Origin of the sequence: Pseudomonas fluorescens (genome assembly GCF_040448305.1) — a bacterium.
Classification (GTDB): domain Bacteria; phylum Pseudomonadota; class Gammaproteobacteria; order Pseudomonadales; family Pseudomonadaceae; genus Aquipseudomonas; species Aquipseudomonas fluorescens_BH.
The window spans coordinates 6,410,612-6,425,707 of sequence record NZ_CP148752.1; the positions used below are offsets into that span (position 1 = coordinate 6,410,612).

A 15,096-nucleotide genomic window follows, 5' to 3' on the forward strand; every position below is an offset into this window, starting at 1 on the left:
ATGGACGCTGACCAAGGCGAGTCGATCCACTTCTGGCAAACCCCGCCGCTGGCCGGGGTCGAGTTGTTGTCCGCCCGCTACATCGATCATCGTTTCGCCCCCCACGTGCATGACGGCTATGTGATCGGCATGATCATGGCCGGCGCCCAGCGTTATCGCTATCGCGGCGCCGAACACCTGGCGGGCAGCGGCACGCTGGTGCTGATCAACCCTGATGAACTGCACACCGGCCACAAAGGCACCGAGGATGGCTGGCTTTACCGGGCGTTTTATCCGGACAGCGGGCAGATAACCTCGCTGCTGGCTGAACTCGAACTGCCGACCCACCACTTGCCAGCCTTCGGTGCCACGCTGTATCGCGATCAGGATCTGGTGAACGGCTTCTGCCAACTCCACCGCCTGCTGGAAAGCCCCGCCACCGCATTGCAGCAACAAACGGTCTGGCGCGAACTGGTGTTGTCGCTGTTGCAGCGTCATGCGGCGGTGCCCGATGCCGATAAACCTGGCAAGGAACACCGGGCCGTGAGCCTGGCCAAGGAATTGCTGCTCGCGCAATTGGCAGCACCGCCCTCATTGGAGGCGCTGGCGGCGGCGGTCAACCTCTCGCCCTTCCATTTCGCCCGAGTGTTCCGCCGCGCCACCGGCATGCCGCCGCACACCTGGCTGATGCAACAGCGCATCGCCCGGGCGCGGGCGTTGCTGCAAAGTGGTTGTCTGCCGCTGGAAGTCGCGATGCAACTGGGGTTTGCCGACCAGAGCCATCTGAGCCGGCAGTTCAAGCAGGTGTATGGGGTTGGACCGGGGGCGTATCGCAGTGCAAAGCGGGGGACTTGAGGCTTAACGAAGTCTCAAAAACACCATCCATCCCTGTGGGAGCGAGCTTGCTCGCGATGGCGGCTTAACAATCAAAATCAATATTGAATGTAACGGCCCCATCGCGAGCAAGCTCGCTCCCACAAGGTTTCGTGGTGCTTATTCGTCCGTGGCAATGCCCCGCGCAGGCTCGTTGATCCATTCGCTCCACGACCCGGCATACAACGAACCCAACGGATAACCGGCCAGGCACAACGCAAACAGGTTGTGGCACGCCGTCACGCCGGAACCGCAGTACGCCACCAGATCATTCGGTGAACGATCACCCAGTTTTGCGGCAAAACGCTGCCTGAGCTGATCGGCCGGCAGGAAGCGCCCGTCACTGCCCAGGTTCTCGGTAAACGCCGCACACTGGGCGCCAGGAATGTGCCCGGCAATCGGATCGATTGGTTCTACTTCACCCTTGAAACGCGGTAGTGCGCGGGCATCGAGCAGGGTCAGCTCCGGCTGCGCGAGGCGCTTTTGCAAATGCTCGGCACTGATCAGCAACGCCGTGTCAGGACTGCCGGTGAAGGAGCCACGAGTAATCGCCGGCGCATCCAGGCTCAGCGGCAAACCGGCCGCGTGCCAGGCCTTGAGACCGCCATCGAGAATGAATACACCATCGCGTTTGCCCAACCACGCCAGTAACCACCAGGCCCGCGCCGCATAGGCACCCGGGCCGTCGTCATACAGAACCACTTCGCTATCGGCGTTGATTCCCCAGGCTTGCAGGCGCTCGATCAGTTGCGCCGGCTCGGGTAACGGATGACGCCCGGTCACGCCCTTGACCACCGCGCCACTCAGGTCACGCTCAAGGTCGGCATAGCTCGAACCGGCGATGTGCCCTTCGGCATAGCTGCGCTGACCGTAATCCGGGTCTTCGAGGGCAAAACGACAATCCAGAATCACCAGCCCCGGCTGGTCCTTTTTCAGGTCCAGTGCTTGCGGGCTGATCAGTTGCGCAATGGGCATAGCGGGCTCCTGTGATTAAGTCGGTTGATCCTACTGTACTTCTTCCAGTGCCTGGGCCAGGGGCACGTAAAACTCTTCGAACAAGGCGCTGACCGCATCGCGGGCCTCATCCGTGACAAACCCGGCTTCCAGCACCAGCACCTGATACACACCGCGTTTAATGGCCTGCTCACTCAGGTGGCTGGAGTTCTCTCGCGTGGTGCACAGGAAGCGCACCCAAGACGTGAGGATGATCCAGGCATTGAGCGTCAGGGACTCGATCTGCACCTTGTCCATCTTCAGGATGCCGGCGGCGACGAAACCTTCGTAGATCGCCGAACCCTGGATCAGGCAGCGCTGGGAGAAGCGTCGATAGCGGTCGGCCAGGTCCGGATCGCTGTCGAGCAAATGTTCGAGATCGCGATGCAGAAACCGGTAGCGCCACATCGCCGACAGCAGTTCCTTGAGGTAGAAGCGTTTGTCTTCCACCGTGGCGGCACGGCCCAGAGGCGGGCGCAGGAAGCTGTCCACCAGGCTTTCGTACTCGCTGAACAGCACGGCGATGATCGCCTGCTTGTTAGGGAAGTGGTAGTACAGGTTACCCGGGGAAATTTCCATGTGGGCAGCAATGTGGTTGGTGCTGATGCTGCGCTCGCCCTGCTGGTTGAACAGCTCCAGGCTGTTCTGCACGATGCGCTCGCTGGTTTTGATCCGTGGGGCCATGGCTTGAGCTTTAATTCAGAGTGCGTTGACGGGCATCTTAGATCTATCCGCGAGCGGATAAAACAAAGCTGTTCCAGGATGTCATTTGACTTTTTAGAGTATAGACTCTAAAAAGAGCCTCATTACAATAAATCCGGAGCCGACCATGACTGCTGAAATTTCCTACCTGCAGAACCTACAGCAGCCGCTGGAAGAGCTTCAGGCCCTGTTCGACTCCCAGCGTGCCGCCTACGCCGCCAACCCGATGCCACCGGCCGCGCAGCGCCAGCAATGGCTCAAGGCACTAAAGGATTTGTTGAACAATGAACGCCAGGCCCTGATCGATGCGATCAGCCAGGACTTCAGCCATCGCAGCGCCGATGAAACCCTGCTCGCCGAACTGATGCCCAGCCTGCACGGCATCCATTACGCCAGCAAACACCTCAAGGGCTGGATGCGAGCCTCGCGACGCAAGGTAGGCGCAGCCTTCCAGCCGGCTTCGGCCAAAGTGGTTTACCAACCGCTGGGCGTGGTCGGGGTCATCGTGCCGTGGAACTACCCGCTGTACCTGGCCATCGGCCCGTTGGTCGGCGCGCTGTCGGCGGGCAATCGGGTCATGCTCAAGCTCAGTGAGTCGACCCCCGCGACCGGCCTGCTGATGAAGCAACTGCTGGCGCGAATCTTCCCCGAAGACCTGGTTTGCGTGGTCCTGGGCGAGGCGGATATGGGCGTGGCGTTTTCACGCCTGCCGTTCGATCACCTGCTGTTCACCGGCGCCACCAGCATCGGCAAACACGTGATGCGCGCCGCTGCGGAAAACCTGACCCCGGTGACCCTGGAACTGGGCGGCAAGTCCCCAGCCATTGTTTCTCACGACGTGCCGCTCAAGGATGCCGCCGAGCGCATCGCCTTCGGCAAGACCCTGAATGCCGGCCAGACCTGCGTGGCCCCGGACTACGTGCTGGTGCCGGAGGATCGCGTCGGAGGTTTCGTCGAAGCCTATCGCGCAGCCGTCCGCGGGTTTTATCCGACGCTGGCCGACAACCCGGACTACACCGCGATCATCAATGAGCGACAACTGGCGCGTCTCAACGGCTACGTCAGCGACGCCACCAGCAAGGGTGCGCTGCTGATGCCGCTGTTCGACCAGGGCCAGGGCCGCCGCATGAGCCATAGCCTGCTGCTCAACGTCACGGACGAGATGACGGTGATGCAGGACGAAATCTTCGGGCCGCTGCTGCCGATCGTGCCGTACAAGGATCTGGACCAGGCATTTGCCTACATCAACCAGCGCCCTCGCCCACTGGCGCTGTATTACTTCGGCTACGACAAACGCGAACAACAGCGCGTGCTGCACGAAACCCATTCCGGCGGCGTGTGCCTGAACGACACCCTGCTGCACGTCGCCCAGGACGACATGCCGTTTGGCGGTATCGGCGCCTCGGGCATGGGCCACTACCACGGCCATGAAGGGTTCCTGACCTTCAGCAAGGCCAAGGGCGTGTTGATCAAACAGCGGTTCAACGCCGCGAAGTTGATCTATCCGCCGTACGGCAAGTCGATTCAGAAGCTGATCCAGAAGCTGTTCATACGCTAACGATCATCACCGTCGGGTAATAACAATAATGAACCCCAGCCTGTCCGATTCACCCGCGCTGTCACGGCGCGGGCTGCTTAAATTCAGCCTCGGCGCCACAGCTTTCCTCGCCACCGCCGGGCTCGGAGCCAGCCTCAGCGGTTGTTCGTCGAGCGTGCCGGCCAATGGTTTCGTCACGTTACGCAGCGGCGACCTGCTGTTTTTGCGGGCGTTGCTCCCGGTCATGCTCGAAGGTGCCGTGACCGTCGAACGGATGCCCGAGGCTGTCGATGGCACACTGAAAAGCCTGGACTACAACCTCGCTCACCTGTCGCCGGAAATGCTCAAGTTGACCCAACAATTGTTCGATGTGCTGGGCATGGCCGTGACCCGCGGACCGTTGACCGGGGTCTGGGGCAGCTGGGAGAACGCCAGTGCCAACGACATCCGAGCCTTTCTCGATCGCTGGGAAAACAGCTCGTTGAGCCTATTGCGCATGGGTCACAGTTCCTTGCTGCAACTGGTGATGATGGCCTGGTACGGCCGCAAGGAATCGTGGGCGCATTGCGGGTATCCCGGGCCGCCTACGGTCTGAAATCGAGTCGCCCCTATCGCGAGCAGGCTCGCTCCCACAATTGACCGTGTACCTCAATAATAAAAAGAGAACCCGAAGATGCCCGTACCCGATCCGTTCCGCGAAGGCATGGCCCGAGGCTGGAAAACCTACAACGGCTCGCAACTGACCCAGGACCTGACACTCGAAGCGGACGTGGCGATCATCGGCAGCGGTGCCGGCGGCGGCACCACCGCCGAAATCCTCAGCGCGGCCGGCTACAAGGTGCTGCTGATCGAAGAAGGCCCGCTCAAGACCAGCAGCGACTTCAAGATGCTCGAAGACCAGGCCTACGCCAACCTTTACCAGGAAGGCATCGGCCGCATGAGCAAGGACGGCGCGATCACCATCCTCCAGGGCCGGGCGGTAGGCGGCACCACGCTGATCAACTGGACCTCCAGTTTCCGCACCCCGGAGCCGACTCTGGAACACTGGGCCAAAGAGCACAACGTCAAGGGCCACAGCCCGACGGAAATGGCGCCGTGGTTCGAGAAAATGGAGCAGCGCCTGGGCGTCGCGCCGTGGATGGTGCCACCCAACGCCAACAATGATGTGATCCGCAAGGGCTGCGAAGCACTGAATTACTCTTGGCACGTCATCCCGCGCAACGTTCGCGGCTGCTGGAACCTCGGCTACTGCGGCATGGGCTGCCCGACCAATGCCAAGCAATCGATGATGGTCACCACCATTCCAGCAACCCTGGAAAAAGGTGGCGAGCTGCTTTACCTGGCTCGCGCCGAAAAACTTAACATCAGCGGCGACAGGATCACCGGCCTGCAATGTTCGGCGATGGATGAACGCTGCGTCGCACCGACCGGGCGCACCATCACGGTCAAGGCGCGGCATTTCGTGCTGGCCGGTGGCGGCATCAACAGCCCAGCCTTGCTGATGCGCTCCGGGGCACCCGACCCGCACAAGCGCTTGGGCAAACGTACGTTCCTGCACCCGGTAAACATGTCCGCCGCCTTGTTCGACGAAGTGGTCAACCCCTTCTACGGCGCACCGCAGTCGATCTATTCCGACCATTTCCAATGGCAGGACGGCACCACGGGCAAGATGTCCTACAAACTGGAAGTCCCGCCCCTGCACCCGGCGCTGGCCACGACATTGCTCGGTGGTTTCGGCCAGGAAAACTCGCAGCACATGGCCAATCTGGCCCATACCCACGCCATGCTGGCGTTGCTGCGGGACGGTTTTCACCCGGACAGCCCTGGTGGCAGCGTCGAATTGCGCAGCGATGACACGCCGGTGCTGGACTACCAGCTATCACCGTACGCCTGGGATGGATTGCGCCGGGCGTTCCATACCATGGCCGAGATCCAGTTTGCCGGTGGCGCCAAGGCCGTGATGCCGATGCACGCCGACGCCCGCTACGTGAAGACCCTCGCCGAAGCGCGCACGCTGATCGACGGCCTGAGCCTGGAGTTGTATCGCACACGCCTGGGCAGTGCCCATGTGATGGGCGGTTGCGCAATGGGTGAAGACCCGACAATTGCGGTGACCGACAGCCTCGGTCGGCATCATCAACTGGGCAATCTGTCGATCCACGACGGCTCGCTGTTCCCCACCAGCATTGGCGCCAATCCGCAACTGTCGGTCTACGGACTGACGGCGCAATTGGCGACGTCCCTAGCCGAACGTTTAAAAAACCCATGAAAATAACGATAATTCCCATCGTCTATAGTGCTTTCTTACCTAACAGGCGACTTGGCCGACCGGGAAGGCTGCGATACCATCCGACTCCCCAACGGATTCCCGCCAGGACGACGCGATGAACCGAGTGTTGTACCCAGGTACCTTCGACCCTATTACCAAGGGCCATGGCGATCTGGTCGAACGCGCCTCGCGCCTGTTCGATCACGTGATCATCGCCGTCGCCGCGAGCCCGAAGAAAAACCCCTTGTTTCCTCTGGAACAACGGGTAGAACTGGCGCGCGAGGTCACTAAACATCTGCCGAACGTTGAAGTCGTCGGCTTCTCGACGCTGTTGGCGCACTTCGCCAAAGAAAAGAACGCCAATGTGTTCCTGCGTGGTTTGCGTGCGGTGTCGGACTTCGAATACGAATTCCAGCTGGCCAACATGAACCGCCAGTTGGCGCCGGACGTGGAAAGCCTGTTCCTTACCCCGTCCGAGCGTTACTCGTTCATTTCCTCGACGCTGGTCCGTGAAATCGCAGCCCTGGGCGGCGATATCACCAAGTTCGTGCACCCGGTGGTGGCGGACGCACTGACCGAACGTTTCAAGAAGTAACCCCCGCAAACTGTAGGAGCGAGCCTGCTCCGGGCGGCGTTCCGACGATGGACGTCAACGATAACGCGGGAAACCTGACACCCCGCGGCGTTCTCGAGTTCATCGCCAGCAGGCTGGCTCCTACAGTACGTCGCACCTGCGTGCAACGCAGGCGCCAATGCGGCACAATTGTGTGCATTGGTTTATTGCGCCCGGGCTTGCCGCCCCGGCTGGAGCTAGCATGTCCCTGATCATCACCGACGATTGCATCAACTGCGACGTCTGCGAACCCGAGTGCCCGAACGCCGCCATTTCCCAAGGCGAAGAGATCTACGTGATCGACCCGAACCTGTGCACTCAGTGTGTCGGCCACTATGACGAACCGCAGTGCCAGCAGGTCTGCCCGGTGGATTGCATTCCACTGGACGAAGCTCATCCGGAGACTGAAGAGCAGTTGATGGAGAAGTACCGGAAAATTACCGGTAAGGCTTAAGCCATTCGGCGCCTGTCAGACCGTCTTCGCGAGCAAGCCCGCTCCCACAGGGGTTTTGTGAACGACGCAGATCCAGTGTGGGAGCGAGCTTGCTCGCGATGACGTCATCAGCCTCACTGAAAATCTAACTGACTTTCAGCTCTGACAACGCGGGCAAAAAACGCTGGCGCGCTGCCCGAGTTTCACTTCCCGCAGCCCCGTGCCACAGACCTTGCAGTGTTCACCGCCACGGCCGTACACGAACAGTTCCTGCTGGAAATAACCAGGCTGACCGTCACCACCGATAAAGTCCCGCAGCGTGGTACCGCCGCGCTCGATGGCGGCCGCCAGGATGCGCTTGATCTCAATGGCCAGCTTCAAATAACGCGCTCGGGAAATGCTCTTGGCTTCTCGGCGCGGATCTATGCCTGCGGCGAACAACGCTTCGGTCGCATAGATATTGCCCACGCCCACCACCACCGCGTTATCCATGATGAACGGCTTGACCGCCATCGAGCGGCCCCGGGACTGCTGGAACAGGCGCTCGCCATCGAACAGGTCGGTCAACGGTTCCGGCCCCAGGCGAATCAGCAATTCGTGATTGAGCGGATCGAGACTCCAGAGCATTGCGCCGAAGCGCCGCGGGTCGGTGTAACGCAGGGCCAGGCCCGACTCCAGCTCGATGTCCACATGCTCATGCTTGGCCGCCGGCAGCCCGGCCTCCACCAGCCGCAAATTGCCTGACATGCCCAAGTGGCTGATCAAGGTGCCGACTTCGGCATTGATCAGCAGGTACTTGGCACGCCGCTCCACCAGCACGATACGCTGCCCGGACAACCGCACATCGAGGTCTTCGGGAATCGGCCAGCGCAAACGACGATCACGCACGATCACCCGGCTGACCCGCTGGCCTTCCAGGTGCGGCGCGATACCGCGACGGGTGGTTTCGACTTCTGGCAATTCAGGCATGGTGCTCTCGGCTCAGGCGCTTGGCCTGGAAGGTTCCGACACTCAGTGATGAGTGCCGAGGTCGCGGATCGTCTGCTTGAGGGTCTCGAAGTCGTAGTCCGAGAGGCCGACATAATCGAGCACCAGCGGCGCGATGCCGTTCCACTCGTGATCTTCGGTCTGATTGCCCAGCACCCGGTACGACGCGCAAATGTGCTCGGCCATTTTCAGTATCGCCAGCAGGTTCTTCAGCGAACTGTTGCGCGACGACTCATCGCTGAAAATCGCCAACGCATTGTGGTGATTGGCGATCGCCGCGCTCACGTGTTCCGGCAGTCGCCAGGACTTGGCCGTGTAATACCCGACCACCGAGTGATTGGTATTGAACACCTGATTCTCCGTATCCACCACCCGGCATTCGGCACTGGCGTTGGCATAGGCCTGCTCCAGAACGCCCATATAATCGGGGAAACGCTGGAGCATCAAGGGCACGCCGCAGTCGTGGAACAGGCCCAGGGCATACGCTTCATCGCCATTTTCAACGCCGATGCGCTTGGCCAGGGTCAGGCAAGTCATGGCCACGTCCTGCGCGGTGTCCCAGAAACGGTTCAGGGTGACAATGGTGTCGTCATTCATCTCGCCCTTGATCGACTGCGCGTTGATCAGGTTGATGACCGAACGGCTGCCCAGCAGATTTACCGCGCGCTGGATCGAGGCAATCTTGTTGCTCAGCCCGTAATACGGCGAATTGACGATCTTCAGCAGGGAACCGGAAAGGCCCGGGTCCTGGGAGATCAGCTTGGCAATGACTTCCAGATCCGGGTCGGGCATGTACTGCTCCATCTGCAAATCCACCATGATTTGCGGCTGGGCCGGTACGCTGATGCCCTGCAGGGCTTGTTGGATCTGTTCGGAAGTCAGCTCTTGGGACATTTGTGCACACTCTGGGTCAGGTGGTGATTCTAACCTTTATGAAGTTGGATCCGACATACCAAATCGCATGACAACCCTCGCCACATGTCCACTTGCAGGCCTACCCGGGACCTCAACACGCTATACTCCCGCTCTTTTTTCCGGAGCGACGACATGTCCCTGCCTAGCCTGCGCCTCAAAGCCAACGCCGACCGTCGTCTGCGCAACGGTCATTTGTGGGTCTACAGCAACGAAATCGATGTAGCCGCTACGCCTTTGCACGGTTTCAAGGCCGGTGACCAAGCGATCCTCGAAGCCGCCGGCGGCAAGCCGCTGGGCATCGTTGCCATGAGCCCGAACAACCTGATCTGCGCCCGACTGCTGTCGCGCGACATCAAGTTGCCGCTGGACAAGTCGCTGCTGGTGCATCGCCTGAACGTGGCCCTGTCCCTGCGCGATCGCCTGTTCGACAAGCCGTTCTATCGCCTGGTCTACGGCGACTCCGACCTGTTGCCAGGCCTGGTGGTCGACCGTTTCGGCGACATCCTGGTGGTGCAGATCGCTTCGGCGACCATGGAAGCACATAAAGACGACGTGATTGCAGCGCTGACCCAAGTACTCAAGCCAAGCGGCATCCTGTTCAAGAACGACTCCGCCGCCCGTGACGCCGAAGGCCTCACCCGCTACGTCGAAACCGTGTTCGGCCTGGTGCCGGAGTGGGTTGCCCTCGAAGAGAACGGCGTGAAATTCGAAGCACCTGTCATCCAGGGTCAGAAAACCGGCTGGTTCTACGACCACCGCATGAACCGCGCACGCCTGGCACCCTACGCCAAAGGCAAACGCGTGCTCGACCTGTACAGCTACATCGGCGGCTGGGGCGTGCAGGCTGCCGCGTTCGGCGCCAGTGAAGTGTTCTGCGTCGACGCTTCGGCCTTCGCCCTCGACGGCGTCGAGCGCAACGCCGCACTGAACGGCTTCGCCGAGAAAATGACCTGCATCGAAGGCGACGTGTTCGAAGCCCTCAAAGAACTGAAAGCCAGCGAAGAACGCTTCGACGTGATCGTGGCCGACCCGCCGGCGTTCATCAAACGCAAGAAAGACATGAAGAACGGCGAAGGCGCCTACCGCCGCCTGAACGAGCAAGCCATGCGCCTGCTCACCAAGGACGGCATCCTGGTCAGCGCCTCGTGCTCGATGCACCTGCCGGAAGACGACCTGCAGAACATCCTGCTGACCAGCGCCCGCCACCTGGACCGCAATATCCAGATCTTGGAACGTGGCGGTCAGGGTCCGGATCATCCGGTGCATCCGGCTATCGCTGAAACCCGCTACATCAAGAGCATCACCTGCCGGTTGCTGCCTAACAGCTAAAACCCTGCCCTTGTAGGAGCGAGCTTGCTCGCGATGGACGTCAACGATAACGCTGGCAACCTGACGCCCCACGGCGCTCTCAGGCTCATCGCGAGCAAGCTCGCTCCTACAGAGGTTCCCGGCATCAAAACAGGAAGCCTCCTACAGCGCTTTTGATTGAACTCCCTGCGTCCCAGACTAGTATCGGTTTCTGGTTTCAAGCATGAACGCTTGATCACTCCGGAAAACAAAAACAATGTCTGAGTCCTCTTACCCAGCTCTAAGTGGCGACCTGAAACGCCAACGAGTCTCCCGCTTTATCCTGATTACCAATATCTCGCTAATCAGTTTTTTCCCACTGAACATCCTCCTGCCTTCTTTTCCTGCCTTGGCCGCGAAGTTCGACAGTTCAACCGCTGACATCGCCCTTTCCATCAGTCTGTTCACGCTGGTTTTTGCGTTTTCTCAATTAATAACCGGCCCGCTTTCAGATAAGTGGGGGCGCAAGGAAGTTCTTCTTGGTTGCATCGTTGTTTCTACTCTCGGCTCGATAGGCTGCGCGCTGGCGACGGACTTCCCAAGCTTCCTGGCGTTTCGTGCAGTCCAAGCCATCGGGTGTGGTTTTTTTGTGCTGGGTCATGCACTGGTGGAGGATTTGTTCGATGAACAAGATAGGGCCCGGGTGCGCATTTATTACATGACGCTGAGCGGCTCCTTTGTTGCACTGGCACCGCTGTTAGGCTCTTGGCTACAAACCACTTTCGATTGGCAGGGTAGTTTTTATGGTTTTGCGCTCATGGCGCTCGGCATGCTGATCCATGCCCAACTGATACTACCTTCCAAGGCAGCCCTCCCAGAAAAAACACCCGTTTCAGTCATCCGTACGCTGAAATCCATCGCTGGAAATCAAGACTTCATCCGCTATTGGTGGATAGCCGCGTTAGTGTTCGCTTGTTATTTCGCGTTGATCAGCGTGACACCGCTGATTTTCATGGATGAGTTGAAACTGTCCGAGTACCAGTACGCGTGGGTACTTATGGTGTATGGGGTCGCCTACTTCCTGGGTGGAGTCATTGCTACCGCCATGCAGAAACATATCTCCCTCTCTGTGCAAATCAACATCGGCCTTGGATTACTGGGTGCCGCCGGCCTGTTGTTGATGTTAATCATCCGCTATGAGGCGATGACAACCATCACCCTGCTCATACCGATGGTGATCAGTGCTCTGGCGGTCACCCTGGTACGGCCTGCCGCCATTTCCGCAGCCATGTTGCTGTTCTCAAACAGCGCAGGGACGGCAGCATCCGCAGGCAACAGCATCATGTTCATTACCGCCGCCGTCAGCAGCGCCGCCCTCGCACAAACCGGGGACAATTTGCTGATGACCATTGCTGTCAGCTACATCGTGTTCAGTCTTTGGGGTTTGCTGACGAACACCAGGATCGGGCGCTGACTGTAGGAGCGAGCTTGCTCGCGAAGAACCTCAACGATGACGCAGCGCATCTGGTAGCCAGCGTTGTCTATGGATTCATCGCGAGCAAGCTCGCTCCTACAGACATAAGACACATCTGGAACTACTGTCGAACCAGCTATCTCCCCCCTCCTCACCTACCGTTTCTCTTCCAATCACTGAAGAGGACCAAGGAATGTCCAACGCACCCCATGCCCATCACTTACGCACCGGCCGCTATTCGGAAACCGGCCGGATTTATTTGCTCACAGCTGTCACCCACCAGCGACAACCCATCTTCAAGGACTGGCATATGGGTCATATGGTGGTAAGCGAATTCAGGAAGGCGTCTGAGGACGGCCAAGCCTCCTCTATTGCCTGGGTGGTCATGCCGGATCACTTTCACTGGCTGGTCGAGTTGCATAACGGTGATTTGCCGAAACTGATGCAAGCCACCAAATCTCGAAGCGCCCGCGCTATCAACAAGGCGAGAGGCTGTCACGAGACGCTATGGCAAAAAGGTTATTTTGACCGGGCGTTGCGTCGCGAGGACGATCTGAAAGCGATGGCCCGATATATCGTTGCCAACCCATTGCGAGCAGGGCTAGTCGACCATATCGGCGAATATCCGCTATGGGACGCCATCTGGCTCTGAAACGCAGCCAACTGTAGGAGCGAGCTCGCTCGCGATGGTCGTAAACGATAACGCGTTCATTCTGGATGAACGCGTTGCCCTCTGGTTCATCGCGAGCAAGCTCGCTCCTACAGAAAATCGTTCCATGTGAAGTTCCGCAGGCTTGCCCGCACGTCCAGTGAACGCTCTCTCCACGCTTGCAGCCATTCCCTCCAGCCGCCAGCCGTGTAGAATCGCGAACATTCATCGCCAGTCATCCCCGGCGGGTTTATGAGCTCAAGCTGAAGCGCGCGGCGATCCCGCAAAGTTATCGGCAACTTCCGGACACGCGGCCATTTCTGAGTGTTCCAGACGTCAATAGAAGCTCACTTCCCTTTTGATACCTGATTAGCCGCCCGGAGTGCTTCATGCCTGATTACCGCTCGAAAACATCCACCCACGGCCGCAACATGGCCGGTGCCCGCGCACTGTGGCGCGCCACGGGGATGAAAGATGACGACTTCAAGAAGCCGATCATCGCCATTGCCAACTCCTTCACCCAGTTCGTACCCGGCCACGTGCACCTCAAGGACCTGGGCCAACTGGTCGCCCGCGAGATCGAACGCGCTGGCGGCGTGGCAAAGGAATTCAACACCATCGCTGTCGATGACGGCATCGCCATGGGCCACGACGGCATGCTCTATTCGCTGCCGAGCCGCGAGATCATCGCCGACTCCGTCGAGTACATGGTCAACGCCCACTGCGCCGATGCGATCGTCTGCATTTCCAACTGCGACAAGATCACCCCTGGCATGCTGATGGCGTCCCTTCGCCTGAACATCCCGGTGATCTTCGTCTCCGGCGGTCCGATGGAAGCCGGCAAGACCAAACTCGCCTCCCACGGCCTCGACCTGGTCGACGCCATGGTGATCGCCGCCGACTCCAGCGCTTCTGACGAGAAAGTCGCCGAGTACGAGCGTAGCGCCTGCCCGACCTGCGGTTCGTGCTCCGGCATGTTCACCGCCAACTCGATGAACTGCCTGGTCGAAGCGCTGGGTCTGGCATTGCCGGGCAACGGTTCGACCCTGGCCACCCACAGTGACCGCGAGCAGTTGTTCCTGCAGGCCGGCCGCACCATCGTCGAGCTGTGCAAGCGTTACTACGGCGAGAACGACGAGTCAGTATTGCCGCGCAACATCGCCAACTTCCAGGCGTTCGAAAACGCCATGACCCTGGACATCGCCATGGGCGGTTCCACCAATACCATCCTGCACTTGCTGGCTGCTGCCCAGGAAGCCGAGATCGATTTCGACCTGCGCGACATCGACCGTCTGTCCCGTCACGTGCCGCAACTGTGCAAGGTCGCGCCGAACATCCAGAAGTACCACATGGAAGACGTGCACCGCGCCGGCGGGATCTTCAGCATCCTCGGTTCGCTGGCCCGTGGTGGTTTGCTGCACACCCAGCTGCCGACCGTGCACAGCCGCAGCATGGAAGAAGCCATCGCCAAGTGGGACATCACCCAGACCACCGACGAAGCGGTGCACCACTTCTTCAAGGCCGGTCCGGCAGGCATCCCGACGCAAACCGCGTTCAGCCAGTCGACCCGCTGGGAAACCCTGGACGACGACCGTGAAAACGGCTGCATCCGCAGTGTCGAGCATGCGTACTCGCAAGAAGGCGGCCTGGCCGTGCTCTACGGCAACATCGCCCTGGACGGCTGCGTGGTGAAAACCGCTGGCGTCGACGAGTCGATCCACGTGTTCGAAGGCAACGCGAAGATCTTCGAAAGCCAGGACAGCGCCGTTCGCGGGATCCTTGTTGACGAAGTGAAAGAAGGCGACATCGTCATCATTCGCTACGAAGGCCCGAAAGGCGGCCCGGGCATGCAGGAAATGCTCTACCCGACGTCGTACCTGAAATCCAAAGGCCTGGGCAAAGCCTGCGCCCTGCTCACCGACGGCCGTTTCTCCGGCGGTACTTCGGGCCTGTCCATCGGCCACGCTTCGCCTGAAGCCGCTGCCGGTGGCGCGATTGGTCTGGTGCAGGACGGCGACAAAGTGCTGATCGACATTCCGAACCGCTCGATCAACCTGTTGGTCAGCGATGAAGAACTGGCTGCACGCCGGGTCGAGCAGGACAAGAAAGGCTGGAAACCGGTGGAAGTGCGTCCACGTAAAGTGACCACCGCACTGAAAGCCTACGCCCTGCTGGCCACCAGTGCCGACAAGGGTGCCGTGCGTAACAAAGCGATGCTTGACGGGCTGTAAGCGTTAACCGTCGACATAAAAATGCCCCGCCAAGTGCGGGGCATTTTTATTTACACCGATCCACTGTAGGAGCGAGCTTGCTCGCGATGAACGAAAGGGCGACGCGTTAAATCAGAATAGACGCGTCATCGTTAACGACCATCGCGAGCAAGCT

At 59.8% G+C, this 15,096-nt stretch carries 14 protein-coding genes; 10 read left to right on the forward strand and 4 right to left on the reverse strand.

Annotated features, from left to right (window positions below; translation table 11 throughout):
• Entirely contained in the window at nt 1-834 is an 834-nt protein-coding gene (locus WHX55_RS29310) for an AraC family transcriptional regulator (protein WP_150755084.1), read from the forward strand.
• A 138-nt stretch (nt 835-972) separates the two neighbouring features.
• Here the strand turns inward: WHX55_RS29310 and WHX55_RS29315 are convergent, their stop codons facing one another.
• On the reverse strand, nt 973-1,827 hold the full coding sequence (locus WHX55_RS29315) for a sulfurtransferase (protein WP_353741753.1): 855 nt from the start codon (nt 1,825-1,827) through the stop codon (nt 973-975).
• Nucleotides 1,828-1,857: 30 nt separating this feature from the next.
• Nucleotides 1,858-2,529, reverse strand: a complete 672-nt coding sequence (locus WHX55_RS29320) for a TetR/AcrR family transcriptional regulator (protein ID WP_150725032.1) — start codon at nt 2,527-2,529, stop codon at nt 1,858-1,860.
• A gap of 145 nt (nt 2,530-2,674) precedes the next feature.
• Between WHX55_RS29320 and WHX55_RS29325 the strand changes: the two genes are divergently transcribed.
• The 5 genes from WHX55_RS29325 (at nt 2,675) to WHX55_RS29345 (ending at nt 7,420) form a co-directional block, all read left to right on the forward strand.
• Nucleotides 2,675-4,105, forward strand: coding sequence for a coniferyl aldehyde dehydrogenase (locus tag WHX55_RS29325; RefSeq protein WP_150755082.1), 1,431 nt, complete (start codon nt 2,675-2,677; stop codon nt 4,103-4,105).
• Between the two features lie 28 nt (nt 4,106-4,133).
• Nucleotides 4,134-4,679: a twin-arginine translocation pathway signal protein gene (locus WHX55_RS29330; RefSeq protein WP_353741754.1), complete on the forward strand. Its 546-nt coding sequence runs from the start codon at nt 4,134-4,136 to the stop codon at nt 4,677-4,679.
• Nucleotides 4,680-4,757: 78 nt separating this feature from the next.
• Complete coding sequence (locus WHX55_RS29335; RefSeq protein WP_353741755.1) at nt 4,758-6,353, forward strand: GMC family oxidoreductase; 1,596 nt, start codon at nt 4,758-4,760, stop codon at nt 6,351-6,353.
• 115 nt (nt 6,354-6,468) lie between these two features.
• The gene (coaD, locus tag WHX55_RS29340; protein WP_046039203.1) at nt 6,469-6,948 is read left to right on the forward strand and encodes a pantetheine-phosphate adenylyltransferase; all 480 of its coding nucleotides are present in this window, start codon (nt 6,469-6,471) and stop codon (nt 6,946-6,948) included.
• A gap of 220 nt (nt 6,949-7,168) precedes the next feature.
• On the forward strand, nt 7,169-7,420 hold the full coding sequence (locus WHX55_RS29345; RefSeq protein WP_003195146.1) for a YfhL family 4Fe-4S dicluster ferredoxin: 252 nt from the start codon (nt 7,169-7,171) through the stop codon (nt 7,418-7,420).
• A 135-nt stretch (nt 7,421-7,555) separates the two neighbouring features.
• Here the strand turns inward: WHX55_RS29345 and mutM are convergent, their stop codons facing one another.
• Together mutM and WHX55_RS29355 are read right to left on the reverse strand one after the other, a co-directional pair.
• Entirely contained in the window at nt 7,556-8,368 is an 813-nt protein-coding gene (gene mutM / locus WHX55_RS29350) for a bifunctional DNA-formamidopyrimidine glycosylase/DNA-(apurinic or apyrimidinic site) lyase (RefSeq protein ID WP_008065060.1), read from the reverse strand.
• A gap of 42 nt (nt 8,369-8,410) precedes the next feature.
• Nucleotides 8,411-9,280 carry an HDOD domain-containing protein gene (locus WHX55_RS29355; RefSeq protein ID WP_150755077.1) on the reverse strand — a complete coding sequence of 290 codons (870 nt, stop codon included), beginning with the start codon at nt 9,278-9,280 and terminating at the stop codon, nt 8,411-8,413.
• A 153-nt stretch (nt 9,281-9,433) separates the two neighbouring features.
• Here WHX55_RS29355 and WHX55_RS29360 point away from each other — a divergent pair, with 153 nt between their 5' ends.
• The 4 genes from WHX55_RS29360 (at nt 9,434) to ilvD (ending at nt 14,942) form a co-directional block, all read left to right on the forward strand.
• Nucleotides 9,434-10,630 (forward strand): class I SAM-dependent rRNA methyltransferase, encoded by a 1,197-nt coding sequence (locus tag WHX55_RS29360; RefSeq protein WP_151214112.1) that lies wholly within the window; start codon nt 9,434-9,436, stop codon nt 10,628-10,630.
• A gap of 235 nt (nt 10,631-10,865) precedes the next feature.
• A complete protein-coding gene (locus WHX55_RS29365) occupies nt 10,866-12,062 on the forward strand; it encodes an MFS transporter (RefSeq protein WP_150755076.1) in 1,197 nt (398 codons plus the stop codon).
• A 193-nt stretch (nt 12,063-12,255) separates the two neighbouring features.
• Nucleotides 12,256-12,714: a transposase gene (locus tag WHX55_RS29370; protein ID WP_150755075.1), complete on the forward strand. Its 459-nt coding sequence runs from the start codon at nt 12,256-12,258 to the stop codon at nt 12,712-12,714.
• A 386-nt stretch (nt 12,715-13,100) separates the two neighbouring features.
• Entirely contained in the window at nt 13,101-14,942 is a 1,842-nt protein-coding gene (gene ilvD, locus WHX55_RS29375; protein WP_353741756.1) for a dihydroxy-acid dehydratase, read from the forward strand.
• The last annotated feature ends 154 nt before the right edge of the window (nt 14,943-15,096 follow it).